This window comes from Microbacterium sp. NPDC007973, from assembly GCF_042958465.1.
Lineage (GTDB): Bacteria > Actinomycetota > Actinomycetes > Actinomycetales > Microbacteriaceae > Microbacterium > Microbacterium galbum.
In genome coordinates this window covers 497,425-513,479 of record NZ_JBIBJJ010000002.1, presented here as the reverse complement: position 1 = coordinate 513,479, position 16,055 = coordinate 497,425, and the positions used below count along the sequence as shown (strand labels likewise).

Annotated in this window: 17 protein-coding genes; 9 read left to right on the top strand and 8 right to left on the bottom strand. The window is 71.7% G+C overall.

Translation table 11 applies throughout. From position 1 onward, the window contains the following. The first annotated feature begins 54 nt into the window (after window positions 1-54). The 3 genes from ACFZA2_RS07565 (at window position 55) to ACFZA2_RS07555 (ending at window position 2,556) form a co-directional block, all read left to right on the top strand. Complete coding sequence (locus ACFZA2_RS07565) at window positions 55-1,296, top strand: aminotransferase class V-fold PLP-dependent enzyme (RefSeq protein ID WP_391402746.1); 1,242 nt, start codon at window positions 55-57, stop codon at window positions 1,294-1,296. After that, complete coding sequence (gene sufU, locus ACFZA2_RS07560) at window positions 1,293-1,748, top strand: Fe-S cluster assembly sulfur transfer protein SufU (RefSeq protein WP_391402743.1); 456 nt, start codon at window positions 1,293-1,295, stop codon at window positions 1,746-1,748. The genes ACFZA2_RS07565 and sufU overlap by 4 nt, the downstream gene beginning before the upstream one ends. A gap of 373 nt (window positions 1,749-2,121) precedes the next feature. Next, complete coding sequence (locus tag ACFZA2_RS07555; protein ID WP_391402741.1) at window positions 2,122-2,556, top strand: hypothetical protein; 435 nt, start codon at window positions 2,122-2,124, stop codon at window positions 2,554-2,556. 326 nt (window positions 2,557-2,882) lie between these two features. Here the strand turns inward: ACFZA2_RS07555 and ACFZA2_RS07550 are convergent, their stop codons facing one another. Beyond that, window positions 2,883-3,860: an SRPBCC domain-containing protein gene (locus ACFZA2_RS07550; protein ID WP_391402738.1), complete on the bottom strand. Its 978-nt coding sequence runs from the start codon at window positions 3,858-3,860 to the stop codon at window positions 2,883-2,885. A gap of 98 nt (window positions 3,861-3,958) precedes the next feature. Further along, on the bottom strand, window positions 3,959-4,336 hold the full coding sequence (locus ACFZA2_RS07545; RefSeq protein WP_391402735.1) for an ArsR/SmtB family transcription factor: 378 nt from the start codon (window positions 4,334-4,336) through the stop codon (window positions 3,959-3,961). 114 nt (window positions 4,337-4,450) lie between these two features. On the opposite strand from ACFZA2_RS07545, the gene ACFZA2_RS07540 reads away from it, so the two are divergent. Then, entirely contained in the window at window positions 4,451-4,852 is a 402-nt protein-coding gene (locus tag ACFZA2_RS07540; protein ID WP_391402732.1) for an arsenate reductase ArsC, read from the top strand. 39 nt (window positions 4,853-4,891) lie between these two features. Here the strand turns inward: ACFZA2_RS07540 and ACFZA2_RS07535 are convergent, their stop codons facing one another. The 3 genes from ACFZA2_RS07535 to ACFZA2_RS07525 all read right to left on the bottom strand — a co-directional run bounded on the left by ACFZA2_RS07535 (window position 4,892) and on the right by ACFZA2_RS07525 (window position 8,525). Then, window positions 4,892-5,656 carry a DUF429 domain-containing protein gene (locus ACFZA2_RS07535; protein ID WP_391402729.1) on the bottom strand — a complete coding sequence of 255 codons (765 nt, stop codon included), beginning with the start codon at window positions 5,654-5,656 and terminating at the stop codon, window positions 4,892-4,894. Between the two features lie 80 nt (window positions 5,657-5,736). Then, complete coding sequence (locus ACFZA2_RS07530) at window positions 5,737-7,083, bottom strand: SLC13 family permease (RefSeq protein ID WP_391402726.1); 1,347 nt, start codon at window positions 7,081-7,083, stop codon at window positions 5,737-5,739. An 80-nt stretch (window positions 7,084-7,163) separates the two neighbouring features. Next, window positions 7,164-8,525, bottom strand: a complete 1,362-nt coding sequence (locus tag ACFZA2_RS07525) for a homoserine dehydrogenase (RefSeq protein WP_391402723.1) — start codon at window positions 8,523-8,525, stop codon at window positions 7,164-7,166. A gap of 164 nt (window positions 8,526-8,689) precedes the next feature. On the opposite strand from ACFZA2_RS07525, the gene otnK reads away from it, so the two are divergent. The 4 genes from otnK (at window position 8,690) to ACFZA2_RS07505 (ending at window position 11,911) form a co-directional block, all read left to right on the top strand. Continuing rightward, window positions 8,690-9,910, top strand: coding sequence for a 3-oxo-tetronate kinase (gene otnK / locus ACFZA2_RS07520; protein WP_391402720.1), 1,221 nt, complete (start codon window positions 8,690-8,692; stop codon window positions 9,908-9,910). Continuing rightward, window positions 9,907-10,557: a class II aldolase/adducin family protein gene (locus ACFZA2_RS07515; protein WP_391402717.1), complete on the top strand. Its 651-nt coding sequence runs from the start codon at window positions 9,907-9,909 to the stop codon at window positions 10,555-10,557. Before otnK ends, ACFZA2_RS07515 begins: the two co-directional genes overlap by 4 nt. A 19-nt stretch (window positions 10,558-10,576) precedes the next feature. Further along, on the top strand, window positions 10,577-11,356 hold the full coding sequence (locus ACFZA2_RS07510; protein ID WP_391402714.1) for a DeoR/GlpR family DNA-binding transcription regulator: 780 nt from the start codon (window positions 10,577-10,579) through the stop codon (window positions 11,354-11,356). Between the two features lie 189 nt (window positions 11,357-11,545). Further along, the gene (locus ACFZA2_RS07505; RefSeq protein ID WP_391402711.1) at window positions 11,546-11,911 is read left to right on the top strand and encodes a hypothetical protein; all 366 of its coding nucleotides are present in this window, start codon (window positions 11,546-11,548) and stop codon (window positions 11,909-11,911) included. Window positions 11,912-11,915: 4 nt separating this feature from the next. On the opposite strand, the gene ACFZA2_RS07500 is transcribed toward ACFZA2_RS07505, so the two are convergent. Further along, window positions 11,916-12,425, bottom strand: a complete 510-nt coding sequence (locus ACFZA2_RS07500) for a hypothetical protein (protein WP_391402709.1) — start codon at window positions 12,423-12,425, stop codon at window positions 11,916-11,918. Window positions 12,426-12,520: 95 nt separating this feature from the next. Between ACFZA2_RS07500 and ACFZA2_RS07495 the strand changes: the two genes are divergently transcribed. Further along, complete coding sequence (locus tag ACFZA2_RS07495) at window positions 12,521-13,408, top strand: helix-turn-helix transcriptional regulator (protein ID WP_391402706.1); 888 nt, start codon at window positions 12,521-12,523, stop codon at window positions 13,406-13,408. A 267-nt stretch (window positions 13,409-13,675) separates the two neighbouring features. Here ACFZA2_RS07495 and ACFZA2_RS07490 read toward each other — a convergent pair whose 3' ends face one another. After that, window positions 13,676-14,875: an MFS transporter gene (locus ACFZA2_RS07490; protein ID WP_391402703.1), complete on the bottom strand. Its 1,200-nt coding sequence runs from the start codon at window positions 14,873-14,875 to the stop codon at window positions 13,676-13,678. Window positions 14,876-14,963: 88 nt separating this feature from the next. Next, a complete protein-coding gene (locus ACFZA2_RS07485; protein ID WP_391402699.1) occupies window positions 14,964-16,049 on the bottom strand; it encodes a citrate/2-methylcitrate synthase in 1,086 nt (361 codons plus the stop codon). Window positions 16,050-16,055: the final 6 nt, after the last annotated feature.

The window sequence follows — 16,055 nt, the reverse complement described above, 5'->3', positions numbered from 1 at the left end:
GCGGGCTCCATCCCACCCGGCTCCCACTCACCCCGCGCCGCGTAGCCTGGAAGCGTGACCCTCCCCTTCGACGTCGACGCCGTTCGCGCCGACTTCCCGATCCTCGAGACCGAGGTCGACGGCCACCCGCTCGTCTACCTCGACTCCGCAGCGACGAGCCAGAAGCCGCGCGCGGTGCTCGACGCCGAGCGCGACTTCCTCGAGCGCGCGAACTCCGCCGTGCACCGCGGAGCGCACACGCTCGCCGCCGAGGCGACGGAGCTGTTCGAAGACGCCCGCGTGACGGTCGCCGAGTTCGTCGGCGCCGAGCCCGAGCAGCTGGTCTGGACGAGCGGAGCGACCGCGGGTCTCAACCTCGTCGCCGGCTCCCTCGGCTACGCCGGGCGCCTGCGCGAGGGCGACGAGATCGTCGTCACCGAGGCCGAGCACCACGCCAACCTCATCCCCTGGCAAGAACTCGCCGCCCGCACGGGCGCGCGCCTGCGCCACATCCCGGTCCTCGACGACGGCACGCTCGACATGCGCGCCGCCGCCGACCTGATCAGTGCGCGCACGAAGGTCGTCGCGTTCCCGCACGTGTCCAACGTGCTCGGCATCGTGAATCCGGTCGCGAAGCTCGTGACGCTCGCGCGCGGCGTCGGCGCACTGACGGTGCTCGACGCCTGCCAGTCGGCACCGCACCTCGCGCTCGACCTGCCGGTATCCGGGGTCGACCTCGCCGTGTTCTCGGGGCACAAGATCCACGGACCGTACGGCATCGGCGCCCTGTGGGGTCGCGACGAGGTGCTCGAGTCCCTGCCGCCGTTCACCACGGGCGGTTCGATGATCACCACCGTCACCCTCGACGCGGCCGAATACCTCCCGCCGCCGCAGCGCTTCGAGGCGGGCACGCAGCCCGTGTCGCAGGCCGTGGCCCTCGCCGCGGCGGTGCGATGGCTCGGCGAGCACGACCTCGACGCCGCGCGCGCGCACGAGGCGGAGCTCGAGAAGCGCATGCGCGAGGGGCTGCGCTCGATCGCCGGCATCCGACTGCTCGGAGACACGGATGCCGCCGAGCGCGTCGCCCTGCAGGCCTTCGAGGTCGAGGGGGTGCACGCGCACGACGTGGGCCAGTTCCTCGATGCGCGTGGCGTCGCCGTGCGCGTCGGGCACCACTGCGCGCAGCCGCTGCACCGCCGCTTCGGGATGACCGCCTCGGTGCGCGCGAGCGCCGCGATCCACACGACCGAGGCCGAGGTCGACACCTTCCTCGACGCCGTCGCGGGCGTCCGCGGCTTCTTCGGAGTCGACGCATGAGCGGTCTCGAGTCGCTGTACCAGGAGCTCATCCTCGACCACGCCAAGAACCGCCGCGGCTTCGGCCTCGCCGAACCCGGCGCCCGCAGCGCGACCGTGCATCAGCGCAACCCCGTCTGCGGCGACGAGATCACGCTGCGCGTCGACGTCGAGGGCGACCGCGTGGCATCCGTCACCTGGGAGGGGGCGGGCTGCTCGATCTCGCAGGCCTCGGCGTCGATGCTCGTCGCCCTGCTACGGGAGGACGGCGGAGACGAGGGGATGCCGCGCGCCGACGCCGAGACCCTGATCGCGTCGTTCCGCGAGGCGCTGCGCTCGCGCGGCAAGACGCCCCTCGACGAGGAGACCTTCGCCGACGCCGCAGCGCTGTCCGGCGTCTCGAAGTACACCGCGCGCGTGAAGTGCGCGATGCTCGCGTGGGTCGCGCTGGAAGAGGGGCTGCGGCAGGCCTGACCCGCGGCGGCCCCCCGCCACTGCGCACCCTCAGCGATCCGCGCACCCTCAGCGGCATCCCGGGCTTCCCGACTGACCGAACGCCGGTCGCGCACCGAGCGCCGCCCACCGGCCCGTCGCCGCACGCCGCACAACGTCAGCGATCCGCCCAACCTCAGAGGCATCCCGGGCTTCCCGACTGACCGGACGCCGATCGCGCACCGAGCGCCGACCCATCGCCGCACGCGCACCCTCAGCGATCCGCGCACCCTCAGCGGCATCCCGCCCCTCGCACCTCACCGAGCGCCGATCTCCCACCCGGTGCAAGGCGGACCCTCCCCCGCCGCCGGCTCCTGCGCTACCCTGCCGACTGACCCACGGAAGGACGGATGACATGGCCACCGGATTCAGTGCAGAAGAACGCGCGGCGATGAAGCAGCGGGCCGAGGAACTCCAGTCCATGAAGGGCCTCAAGGGTCTGGCGAAGCTGCAGAAGGAGAACGAGGCCTGCCTCGAGGCGATCGAGAAGCTCGAGGGCGTCGACCGCGCGGTGGCCGAGCGCCTGCACGTCATCGTGCTCGGGGAGGCTGCGCACCTGACGCCCAAGACGTACTACGGCTTCCCGGCCTACGCCAAGGACGGCAAGGTCGTGGTGTTCTACCAGCCGGCGTCGAAGTTCAAGACCCGCTACGGCACGGTCAGCTTCGACGACAGCGCCCAGCTCGACGACGGACCCATGTGGCCGGTGTCGTTCGCGGTGGTCGAGGTCACGGCCGAGGTGGAGCAGCGCATCCGCGAGGCGGTGCGCCGCGCGGCTCCGGCCTCCTGATCACGGCCCAGAGCGCGGGTTCGGGCGTCTCGGCCCCACCGCCGCCGCCACGCCGCATCCGGCCCCATCGCCGCCCGTGGCCCGCTGCGACCCGCACAACTCCTGCAAGCACGCCGTCCTCCGCCACTCGCGCCTGCCGGGGCGCCGATCTGCAGGAGGTGTGCGCCGCACGGCATCCGCCCCGGGTAGCGCGACCCGCCTGGCCGCCCCACCATCCGCCCGCGGGCGCACGGCCGACACGACTCCTGCAGAACCGGCGGCACCGCGGGCTTCTTCCGCTCATCCGCGCCCGCTCTGCAGGAGTCCTGCACGAGCCGCCCCGTCCGTCAGCCGAGGACGACGTGCTCCATCCGTCGGAAGCTCTCCTCCATGCCGTCGACCATGCCCGTGGCGAGCACGGCGTCGCGAGTGGCGGCATCCGGATACTCGATCAGCAGCGTCACCAGCGTCGCGCCGTCCTCCTCGTAGAGCGAGAGGTCGTTGGTCGTGGTCGGCAGGTCGGTGCCGGTCATGTGCTCGGTCTGCACCATGCGGCGCGGCTCGTCGAGCAGCAGGATCTCGCCGTCGAAGCCGAACGCCTCCCCCTCGGTGCCCCGCTCGGGCTCCCACGCGATGCGGTAGCGGCCGCCCTCGACGCGGTCGACCTCGCTGACCGACATGCGCCAGCCGTCGGGGCCGAGCATCCAGCGCCGCATGAGGTCGGGGTCGAGGTGCGCGCGCCAAACGAGTTCGCGCGGTCCCTCGATGAGCCGGGTGATGCGCACGTGCTGGTCGTCGAGGATCTCGAGCTGCGTCCCCTTGCCCTGCGCGAACTCCCGCAGCCCCTGCAGCACCGCGTCGAGCTGGTTCATCGCGAGGGTCGAGCCCTCGACGGCGCCCATGGCGATGAGCTGCTCGAGGGCGTCGAGCGAGTCGAAGTACGTGACGTTCGTGAGGCGGGCGCCGGCCTCGGTCGCCTCGAAGGCGAAGGTCATGCGCATCGACGGCATCCCGGGGACGGCCTCTCCCCCTTCGTCGACGAAGGAGTCCACGACCTCGAACCCGCGCGGCGCCTCGATGTCGACGAACCGCCAGCTGCCGCGGGCCACCTCGCCGCCGGCGCTGCGCATCTCGTACCGGGCGCGCCCACCCGCCTCGAACGCGAACGAGGTGAACGTCGCCGGCCACCCCGGAGGACCCCAGAAGCGCTCGAGCTGACGCGGGTCGGTGAACGCGGCCCACACCCGCTCGGGGCCGACCGGGAAGTCGGCGACCAGGGTCATGGTGAGCGCTTCGGCGTCGCTCTCGACGGACGTGACGGGCATGGACGTACTCCTTCGTCGGTTCAGGGCGTGGGGGTGTCGGGCGGGGGGCTGGATGCCGCGGAAGCGGTCGTCCCGCGGTGCGGGGCTGCGTCGCCCGCTCAAGGCGCCCCGACGGCGGACGAGTCGGCGGGGGATGCCGTGGCATCCGGGTCCGCGTCGAGCAGCGCGTCGAGCCGGTCGATGCGCCCGCGCCACAGGTCTTCGTACGAGCGGAGCAACCGCTGGGCCCGGGCGATCATCGCGGGGTCGGCACGCACGAGTCGCACCCTCCCCTCCGCGCGCTTGGTGATGAGCCGCGCCTCGGCGAGCACGGCGATGTGCTTCGACACCGCCGCGAACGACATCGCGTACGCCGCGGCGAGCTGCGTCACCGACTGCTCGGCGACGAGCGTGCGCCGCACGATGTCGCGCCGCGTGGCATCGGCGAGGGCGTGGAACACCCGGTCGATGTCGGCGTCCGTCTGTTGTTCAACCATTTGGTTGCACGTTAGCGCGTGCCTGCTCTGTGGGCAAGAGCCGTCTCGACGAACGCAGAGAGCCGCGCCCGATGTCACCAACCGTTCACCTCGACCGAGCAGGATGACGAGATCATGACCCGCCCCGCCGTCCTCTTCGTCTGCGTCCACAACGCCGGACGCTCGCAGATGGCCGCCGGCTATCTGCAAGAGCTCGCCGGCGACCGCATCGATGTGCTCTCGGCCGGATCCGCGCCGAAGGACTCGATCAACCCGATGGCGATCGCCGCGATGGCCGAAGAGGGCATCGACATCTCGGCCAACGAGCCGAAGATCCTCACCGTCGACGCGGTCAAGACCTCCGACGCCGTCATCACGATGGGCTGCGGCGACGCGTGCCCCATCTTCCCCGGCAAGCGCTACGAGGACTGGGACCTCGACGACCCCGCCGGTCAGGACCTCGATGCCGTGCGCCGCATCCGCGACGAGATCAAGACGCGGGTCGAGGGGCTGATCGCGAGCCTGTCCGGGGCCTGACGTCCGGGGACTTCACCCTCGTAAGCAAAGGCTAAATGTCTAGCCTTTGCTTACGAGACCGTCGATCAAACCCTCCAGCGGTCCGTCCGGCAGCACGACCCACCCCTCCCGCCGCGCGACGGCGAGCATCTCGGGTGCCGGGGATGGGAACTGCCCGAGGGCTCCGGCGCGCGTCGCGAGCGCGGCGATGACCGCATCGAACGCGTCGGCCTTCCGAACGGCCAGCGGGGCGAAGCCGCCGACGTCGAACCAGGGTGCGCGCTCGCGCAGCGCATCGAGGAGGATCGCCCGGCGGGCGGCATCCACCCGATACCCGGCGGTGTCGAAGCCCCACAGCCGCAACGAGCCACCGGGGTAGACCTCGAAGAGGCGCCCCTCGGCGGCGCGGTCGACGGGGAATCCCACGGCGGCGAGTCGGCGGAGGAGACCCGCGCCGCGCAGGGCCGTGACGCCGAGCCGGTCGGTCGAGACGCTCAGGGGCCAGCGCCCGATGCGCTCGCGCACGACGTGGTCGGTGTGGCGGTAGACGAGCGGCCGACGCCAGTCGGCGTGGCCCTCGACCGGCCCGAGCAGCGGATCGGTGGCGGCATGGTGCGCGCCGATGAAGTCGACGAACGCGTCGGGCCAGCCGAGCGGGCAGTCCACGCCGAGCCACGCCTCGCCGGAGCGGACGGATGCCACGATGTCGGCATCCGTCATCCCGATGTCGAGGCGCTCGAGCACGGCACGATCCCGCGTCCAGGTGATCTCGGCGAGCGCGGTGCCGGGCGCTCCCGCGGCGAGGTCGACTCCGACGGTTCTCATCGGGAGGAGCCTACGTCGGGTGCGACGGGAAGGGGCCCGGACCACCGCGAGGTGGCCGGGCCCCTTCCCCGGAGGATCGTTCAGCCGAGGAACGGCAACACGAAGAGCGCGATGGTGATGACGGGTCCGATCACGACCATCGACAGGCCCCAGATGGTGAGGTGCTTGTACAGGCGCGACCGTTCGCTCTCATGCGCCGAGGCGACGATCGTGGCCCCCGTCGTGCCGAACGGCGCGCAGTCGACCAGCGAGGCCGAGATGGCGAGCGCATAGATGAAGCCGGTCATCTCGAGGCCCCCGCCGGGCAGCAGCAGCGGAACGGCGAGCGGAACCAGCGCGCCGATGATGCCGATCGTCGAGGCGAAGGCCGAGACGAGACCGGCGATGATGCACAGCACCAGCGCGGCGATGAGCGGCTCGTTCACCGATCGCGCGAACTCGCCGAGCTGATCGATCGCGCCGAGACGGGTCAGCACACCGACGTAGGTGATGATGCCGCCGAGCAGCAGGATCGTGTTCCAGTCGACCTTCGCGAGGCCCTCTCGACCGGCCTTCGGGTTCATGAAGGCGAGCAGCACGGCAAGGGTCAGCGCGACGGCGCCGAGGTTGAGGTCGATGTCGTTCAGCGTGAGGGTGAAGAAGGCGATGACGAGCACGGGGATCGAGATCAGCGTCATCAGCTGGTAGCCGGTGAGTTTCTGCGTCACGGTCTGTTCGAGCAGGGCCGTGCCGCCGCCGCGGGGGCGCGTGCCGAAGCCGGTGCCCGCGACGCCGTCGGTCGCCCTGGTACCGAGGTCACCGGATGCCGACTTAGCGGCGCGACCGCGGGCGATGAGCTCGCGTCCACCGAACATGAAGAAGGCGACGGCGACGATCACGGTGTTGATGCCGACTGAGAGGCCGAACATGAGAGCGGCGTTGTAGGGGATGCCGGCCGAGGTCGCGACCGTGAGCACGGTGATACCCACGATGCTCGTGGGGGCGAGGGCTCCGCCGACGATCGCCGAGCTCATTGCGATGCCCATCATCGTGGAGTGGATGCGGTGCTTGTGCGCGAGGCTCATCGCGATGGGCACGAGGGTGAAAGCCGCGTGCGAGGTGCCGAGGCAGGCCACGAGCGTGCCGACGGCGAACATCGCCCAGGGGATGAGGGCGACGCGGTCGCCGATGAGGCGCACCGACTTGTCGACCAGCCAGTCGATCGTGCCGACGGCGCGGGCGATGCCGAACAGGTAGGTGATGCCGAGCAAGATGAGCAGGGCATCGACGGGGAAGCCGCCGAGCACGTCGTCGAGCGACTCCCCGACGAGGAGTACGCCGATGACGCAGGCCGCCACGAGGGCGAGGGCGCCCATGTGCACGTTGCGGATCGCCGAGATGGCGAAGACCGCGACGAGCACGATGAGGGCGATGATCTCCACGTTCACGAAGTCACCTCGCGCGGAGCGAGGGGGATGGTCAGGTCACGGTGCATCGTCGTCGATCTCCTGGTGGTCGAGGATGGGGGTCAGATTCCGAGCGCGAGGCCGGAGAGGTAGGCGGATGCCGCGGGCTCGTGCACACCGTCGAGGTCGGCGAAGCGCACGAGCTCCCCGGCAGCGACGTCACGGCTCAGGCGCGCGCCCGAGAGGAGGTAGTACGGGGCGATCTCCCCGGCGTCGGGCGCGACGATCACGGGGGCGACACCGGAGATCTCGTGGTGGTGTCCCTCGACGCGGAACGGCGTTCCGGCTGCGAGGGGGGCGGACACGCGGGCGGCGAGCACCGTGTGCTGTCGCGGCTCGGGGGTCCCGGCGGTGTCGTCGACGGCGGCGGCGATGGTGAGCGGTGTCTCGATGCCCATGAAGTGGTACGGCCAGTAGATGCAGGCGTAGCGTCCGTCGCGGCTCACGACGTGGCCCTTGCCGCGGAGGATCTCCCAGGTGACGTCGTCGCCGGTGCGGACGATTGTGAAGACTCCGCCGGCGAAGCTCGCCTCGCCGGGCAGCCGCAGCATCGAGAAGACATCGATCGCGCCGGTGGTGCTCAGGATGCCGCCGTCGGCGCGCTCGGCGTAGACGTCGGCGAGCTCGTCAGGCCGCGCCACGGGGTAGTGCATGGTCTCGACGTCGGCGGTCGCCCCGGTGTACAGCGACACCACGTTCATCTCGCAGGAGTCGGCTGCAGCCGCGCGCTTGAGCCCCGCCACCGCCTCGGCGCGGGCGGCGAGAGTGGTGCGCAGATCGTCACCGCGGCCGAGCAGACCGGCCAATGCGGGAGCGTGCTGCTCCACACCGTTTTGATCGACGATCCCGGTCCGGGGGTCGAAGACGAGGTCGTACTCACCCGACTTCCCGAGGGCCACGATGTCGAAACCCGTCGCGCGCACCCAGTCGACCAGGCGCAGCAGGTTCGCGGGCTGGTCGCCGTCCCCGGGGAGGTAGCGCAGCCCGCGCTCGCGCGCCTTGGCGCTGAGGGCGACGCCCGCGATCGTCTCGACCTCTTTGCTGACCATGACGACGTGCGCGCCGTTGTCGAGTGCGGTGTCGGCGTACGAGAAGCCGGCGTCGATGCGGCCGGTCGCCTCGACGAGCACGTCGACGTGAGACCAGGCGACGTGCGCGGCGACGGCGACGACGGCGGTGCGACCGGCGTCGACCGCGGCAGCGGCCTCCGCGGCGTCCGTCACCGCGACGATGTCGACGTCCGCGATGCCCAGGCCGGCGAGCAGGTGACGAACGCCGTCGATGTCGGGGTCGACGAGCTGCACGGCCGCCATGTCGGGGAGCCGTCGAAGCTGGTCCAGCAGCGTGCGACCGTACCCTCCGTTCGCGCCGGTCACCGCGATGCGGATGGGGGCCGGACGGCGCTGTGCCGAGCTGTGGATCACCGTTGTTCCTCTTACGTCGTCGAAAGTCGTGGGGCGCGTCGGGAACGCACCGGGTGCTCCGCAACTGTAACGCCGTCTAACAATTTGTCAAAGTATCTTCTCAAATATTCACATACACTGGAGGGGGCCGCGGTTGCGGCCCACCCTCGATGAAAAGGTTCCCCATGCACTTCGGCGCCATCGCTGACGACTTCACCGGCGCGACCGACCTCGCCACCGCTCTGCGGGAGCGGGGGCTGCGCACGGCGGTCGTCATCGGCGACAACGACGTCCCCACCGATCACGATGCCGTGGTCGTCGCCCTGAAATCGCGCACCGCCCCCGTCGCCCAGGCGGTGGCCGACTCGCTCGACGCCGGTCGGCGCCTCACCGCCGCGGGAGCCGAACGCCTCTACGTGAAGTACTGCTCCACCTTCGATTCCACCGACGAAGGGAACATCGGCCCCGTGCTCGATGCGGTGATCTCGATGGCAGGCGCCGACCGCACCATCGTCGTCCCCTCCTTCCCCGCGAACGGACGTACCGTGCGCGACGGGAGTCTGTCCGTCAACGGAACACTGCTCGAGCACTCCTCGATGCGCCACCACCCGTTGACGCCGATGACGAAGTCACGACTGCGAAACATCCTCGCCCCGCAGACCGACGCGGAGGTATTCGAGATCACGCTCGACGTCGTGCGTGCCGGAGCCGTGGCCCTGCGCGCCGCGATCGACGAGGCTCCCCCGGGATACCTGATCGTGGATGCCGAGACCGACGGCGACCTCGCCGTGATCGCCGCGGCGTCTCGCCACCTGCGCGTGCTGTCGGGAGGCGCGGCCCTCGCCGCGCACCTGGACGCCCCCGCCGACGCGGCGGTCGCAGCGTTCCCCGCCGTGGGACCGGGCCGGCTCGTGGTCTGCGGCTCCGCCTCCGCGGCGACGCGCGCGCAGATCGCCGACGCCGTCGCGCGCGGCGCCGTCGCGCGACGGGTCGATCTGGACGCTGCAGCATCCGCTCCCGCCGACGAGATCGCGGCCCTGGCCGCGTGGATGCGCAGCCTGCCGCCGTCCGCCCTCCCGCTGATCTCGTCGGTCACCGAGCTCGCCGACGTCCGCCGCGATGCCTACGCGACCGCGGATGCCGTCGAACACGTGCTCTCGGCGGTCGTCGCCGAGCTGGTCTCGACGGGCGACGTCCACCGGGTCATCGTCGCGGGAGGGGAGACCAGCGGCGCCGTCGTGCAGGCGTTGGGCGTCTCGACCCTCGAGATCGGCCCCCAGCTCGCGCCCGGAGTGTGCTGGAGCGCCGGCGAGACGGCATCCGGAAACACCGTCGCCCTCGTCCTCAAGAGCGGCAACTTCGGTCGCACCGACCTGTTCACCACTGCCTGGGAGGCCATCGCATGAGCGCCCTCGACGACCTCATCGCCGCGGGCCGTGCCCTGGTCGACGCGGGGCTCAGCCCCGGTACGACAGGAAATGTCAGCGTGCGCGACGGCGATCGACTGCTCATGTCGGGCACCGGAACCCGCCTGGGGTCGCTGACCCCCGACGACATCGCGATCCTCACCCTCGACGGTGCGATCGTCAGCGGCGCCCGACCCTCCAAAGAGGTTCCCCTGCACGTGGCCATGTTCGCCCGCAACCCCGAGCACCGTGCCGTTGTGCACGTGCATTCCCCCTCGACGGTGGCCGTCTCCTGCCTCGAACCCTGGGCGCCTCACACCGCCGTGCCCCCACTGACGCCGTACTCGCTCATGCGCGTGGGGCAGGTGCCGTTGCTCGACTTCGTGGCCCCGGGCGACCGGGCGATGGGTGACCTCATCACGGACTGCCCCCTCCTCTTCCGCGCTGCGCTGCTCGCCAACCACGGCGCCGTCGTGAGCGGGACGGATGCCGCGACAGCGGTCGACAGCACGATCGAGCTCGAGGAGGCGTGCCGCATCACCCTCCTCACCGACGGCCGACAGCGCCGCCTCATCGCGCCGGAGCAGGTAGCCGAGATCACGACCCGCTGGGGCACTCCGTGGACAGAGATCGCTTCAGTAAGCTGAGCGGGACCGAAGGACGAGGATGACCGAACCCGCCCCGATGATCCCCGATCAGCGTCGGGAGAGGATCGTTCAGGCCCTGCATCGCGAGCGCGTCCTGAGCTTCCGCCAGCTGAGCGACCTCGCGGGCGTGAGCCAGATGACGGTGCGCCGGGACATCGCCGTGCTCGAGGAACAGGGACTCGTGCAGGCGACGACCGGTGGGGCGAAGCTGGTCAGCCGCCTTGTGCTCGAACCATCGCGTGCCGAGAAGGCGACGACCGAGATCGCCGAGAAGACGGCCATCGCCCGACTCGCAGCCACTCGCGTCCGCGACACCATGACCATTTACCTCGATGCGGGTACCACCGCGCAGGCGATGCGGCCGTTCCTCGAGCACGTGCGAGATCTCACCGTCGTGACCAACGACATCGCCACCGTGCAGACCTTCCTCGATCACCCCTCCGCCGACCTCATCTCGGTCGGCGGGCGGGTGGACCGCACCAACCTCTCCACCATCGGCCGACTGACGCGCCTGACCCTCGCCGAGCTCTCCCTCGACCTGGCCTTCATCTCCTCGAGTTCGTGGGACCTCGCTCACGGCGTGACGACACCGGTCGAGGCGAAGATCGAAGCCAAACGCGCCGCCGTGGAGGCCGCCGAACGTGCCGTCCTCATTGCCGACAGCTCCAAATACGGGCGCTTCGCGAAGTACCGGGCGCTTCGCCTCAGCGAGGTGGCCGAGGTGATCACCGACGCCGGCTTGCCCGACAACGCGGCCGACGCCATCGTCGCTTCCGGCGTCGAGGTCGCCCGGGCCTGAGCGCGCCGCGTCACTGCTGGGCCTCCCCCTCGGCGTCCCTCGGCGAGAAGTCGATCGACGGAATGCCGGCAGCGACGCTCCAGCGCCCTCGGTCGGCACGCACTACCGGAGGGGGCCACCGATCTCGCAGATGGACCACCGCCCGGTCAAGGCACGCCGATAACGCTTCCGACCTGGGAGGATCGACGCATGGCAGACGAGGATCTCCCCGATTCGCTCGAACCGGCGACCGGCGTCCCGCCACGCGAGGAGCCGCCCGCTCCCCCGACCCCGAAGGGCGACCTGAGGGCCGTCTCGATCATCGCGATCGTCACGGGGGTGATCGTCATCGCCTGGTACCTGTTCATCGCGACGGCGCGCACGGTCGCCGAGATCGACCAGCTGCCGTGGATCCAGATCGGCATGTGGGTTCTCGCCGTGGTGTCGTTCGTGTGCGGCATCCTGAGCCTCAACGCGCGCATGGCGCGCGAACTCGCCGCTGCCGGCTTCATCGCCGGGGTCGCGGCGGGCCTGCTCTCGATCTCGATCGGATTCTTCAGCGAACTGCTGACCTGACGCGTCAGCCGGCGCACTCCCGGCTGAGCTCGGTCAACATCCATGCTCCGCTCGAGCGATCCAGGTGCACCGTCCCGCAGTCGCCGCTGTCGTAGGCCACGTCGAGGACCGCCTCGGACGCCGTCTGGGAGACGACCTGCACCTCGACGTCCGCTGACATTCCGGTCGCGGCATACATCGCCGAGGTCTGGGTGACCAACGTGGTGCAGTCGGTGATGCCGGCGCCGAGCGCGTCGTTGTACTCCTGTATCATGCGCTGCTGCAGGGGGGCGGTCAGGGCGCCGCACGCCGCGACGGTGTCGGCCGCACGCACAGCGCTCCACCACGACCGGAAGGCCTCGACCGGCCCGGTATCGGGCGACGCCGACGCCGTGGCCACGGGGCTCGCGGCGGCCGCGGCGGTCGGAGCGCCGTCGTCGGGAGCGGGCTCGGATGCCGTCGGGCCGGTGCAGGCGGAGAGGACGAGGCTGGCTCCGACGAGCGCGGCGAGAAGCAGCGGGCGGGGGGATCGCATGCCTCCATCCTCGGCCAGGCGGCTCCGTGGTGCCAGTCGGGTGAGGTGGGCGTGACCGAGGAATACCCGGGCCTCGGGTCGGGTTCGACCGTGACATGACGCCGTCGCACGCCCTCGAGCGCGCCTTCTCGCGCATCGACGTCTCGCCCGGCCACGCCTGGCGCCAACGCCTCGCGGCCGGGGATCGACTCACCCTGGCCCGCGGTGACGCGGCGCTGGTCTACCTCCTCGGCGGGGAGCTCACGGGCCGCGCCTCGCAACGATCGGCGTGCGCGGTCGACGCTCCGTCCGGCGCCGCGGCGGCGATCGCGGGCGACCGCACGCTCCTCGCGGGTGACGCCGTCGTCTCGCTCGGATGCCACGCCCTCACCCTGACGTCGCAGTCCGGCGCCGAGGTCACCGTCGTGCCGCTCGCCCTCACCCCCACCAGCGACACCCGCGCACTGCCGCCCGTCGTGTTCGTCAGCGACTTCGCGCGAGCAGAGCCCGCCGCCGCGGGGCTGGCCGCGCACCTCGGCATCCCGGCACCCGAGGTCGAGAGCCCGCGCGGCGGCGACGGCACGATCTGCAAGCTCATGGTCACGACGGTGCTGCTGTCGGCACTGCGCGCGTGGGCGGCGACCGCGCACGAGCAGACCTGGCCGCCCCGCACCGACGACCCCTTCCTCGCGCGGGTGGTCTCGGCGGTGATCGACGACCCCGGGCGCGAGTGGAGCATCGACCAACTCGCGGCCCTGGGCGCCATGTCGCGGTCGGTGTTCGCGGCGCGGTTCCGGCAGGTGTTCGGCACCTCGCCCGCGTCGTACGTGACCGAGGTGCGCATGCGGCGTGCGAAAGACCTGCTGGATGCCGGAACGGGCGTCTCCGAGACCTCCCGCGCCCTGGGCTACGCCTCCGACGAAGGCTTCCGACGGGCGTTCCGTCGCCACGTCGGCGTCGCGCCGTCGGCGTGGCGGGCGGGTCGGCGCGAGCTCGCGGTCTGACCCGGCGGGGTCGCGGGTCCGGGTTCAGGGGCGCGGTCCCGGTGCCCGGCGTTCGGGGCGCGGTCCCGGTGCCCGGCGTTCGGGGCGCGATCCGACGTTCGGGGCGGAAGAATGCCGCCCCGAACGGGGGGGGATGCGCCCAAACCCGCGAGGCCCGCCCCAACCCCGAAGGAATGCACCCCGACCCCCGAGCGTCCCGCCCCGAACACGAAGGTCAGCGCCCCACACCCCGAGCAGCCCGCCCCGCGGTCTCGGCTCCACCGCGACTCAGGGCCGCGCGGACCGCCGCTCGCGCACCGACACTCCGAAGAGCACCGCGCCGATGGCGAGGAGCGCGATGCCGATGGCATCCACCGTCTGCACACTCGTCGCGTCGACGAGGATGCCGCCCACACCTGCAGCGATGGTGATCGCGAGCTGGAACCCCGTGACGACGAGGCTCCCGCCGGCCTCGAGGCGGTCGGGCATGCGGTGGCCGACCCACGTGTTGACGATGATCAGCCACGACGAGAAGAAGAAGCCCCAGACCGCGACGGCGATCGCGACGACCGCGAGCGACCCGGGCATCAGCATGACGGCCGCGATCGCGAGGGCGATGGCGAGGGGTCCGACGACGGCGAGACGCGCGAAGGCGCGGTCGACGACGAGGCCGACGAGGATGTTGCCGACGAATCCGCCCACGCCGAAGAGGGCGAGCAGCAGCACGATCGTGCCCGCGTCGACGTCGGGGATGCGCTCGAGCGACAGACGCACGTAGGTGTACGCGACGAAGTGCCCCAGCACGACGAGCACGTGCCCGGCCATGCCGCCCATGTTGCCCGGGCGCCGGAGGGTGTCGAACAGGATGCCGAGACTCGACGCCGCGGCCGGCGGCACCGGGGGCAGCGCCACGCGCACCGCGACGCCCACGGACGCGGTCGCGACGGCGACGAGGAGGAAGGCCAGGCGCCAGTCGAGCGCCTCGCTCAGGGCCACCCCGATCGGGACGCCCGCGACCGTGGCCAGGGAGAGGCCGGCGGAGCCGAACATCATGGCCCGGCCGATGCGGTCGGGGCTCGACAGGCGCGCGGCGACCGTGATCGACATCGACCAGAACGCGCTGATCGCGGCTCCCAGCAGGAAACGAGCGACGAGGATCGCGGGCAGGCTCGGCGCGATCGCCACGACCAGGCTCGAGACGGTGGCCGAGGCGGCCGCGCCGACCAGCAGCGTGCGTCGGTCGAGACGCGGCAGCAGCAGCCCCACGGTGGGGGCGAACAGGAGCCCGGCGAGCGCGGTGACGGTGACCGTCTGCCCGGCCTGACCCGCGGTGACGCCGAGCGAGGCGGCCATCTCGGTGAGCACGCCGTTGGGGAGGAACTCGGCGGTGACGAGCAGGAAGCTCAGCAGCATGACGACGATCAGTCCGCCGTAACGCATCGTGGACGGCCCGGCGACGGGCGTGGGAACGGGAGCGGTGGTGGTCATCCTCCGATGCTCGCGGGCGGTCGTGGTTCGCGCCGGGCCGTTCGTCCGCGGCATCCGACCGATCGTCCGGGGGACCGTGGGCCCCGCCTCAGCCCATCGACGAGGGCCCCACGTACCGCGCGGAGGGCCGGATGATCTTCGGGTCGCGCGCCTGTTCGAGCACGTGCGCCGTCCAGCCGATCGTCCGGGCGAGGGCGAAGGTCGGCGTGAACATCTCACGGGGGATGCCGCACTGCTCCATCACGACGGCGGCGAAGAACTCGACGTTCGCCCGAAGGGGCCGCTCCGGATGCCGCGCGGCGAGCTGCCGCTCCGCCTCCGTCTGGAACGCCAGCGCCTGCTGCACCCGGTCGCCGCCGAGGCCGCGCGCGACCTCGCGCAGGAGCTCCGACCGCGGATCCGCCGTGCGATACACCGCGTGCCCGAAGCCCATGAGCCGTCGTCCGGCCGACAACTCCCCCGCGATCCACGCGCCGGGGTCGGCGCCCGCGGCGTCGAGGCTGTCGAGGGCGCGCGCCGGAGCTCCCCCGTGCAGCGGTCCCGACAGCGCCCCGAGCGCAGCGGTGAGACAGGATGCCATGTCGGCACCCGTCGACGCGACGACCCGAGCCGTGAACGTCGAGGCGTTGAAGCCGTGGTCCATCGCCGCGACGAGGTACGCCGACAGGGCGCGCACGTGCACGTCGTCGGGGACGACGCCGGACACACGCTCGAGGTAGCCGGCCACGAGGCCGCGGCCCGCCGGCATCCGTTCCGCAGCCGGAGCGAGTGCGAGCGGCGCCATCGCGGCGAACGCGATCGCCTCGTCGAGCCTCCCGGACTCGTCGAGGTCGTAGAGCGCCGGGGAGCGGCGGAGGGATGCCGCCAGCGTCCACACCGCGCGGAGCACCGCGAGCGGGTGGTCGCTGTGCTTTCGCACGGCGGCGATCAGAGGCGGCATCCGGTCGTCCGCCTGCGCCGAGGCGATCCGCTCGGCGAAGGCGCCCGGGTCATCGGGCAGCCCGCCGACGACGAGGAGGTGCCAGACGTCCTCGAAGGTGCGGGTGCGGGCCAGGTCGACCGCGGAGTGGCCGCGGTACTGGTAGAAGCCGGCCGCGCCGTCGACGTCGCTGATGGCCGTCTCGGCCGCCACGACGCCGTTGAGTCCGCGGGGCACCTCGATCAGATCGCTCATGCGCTC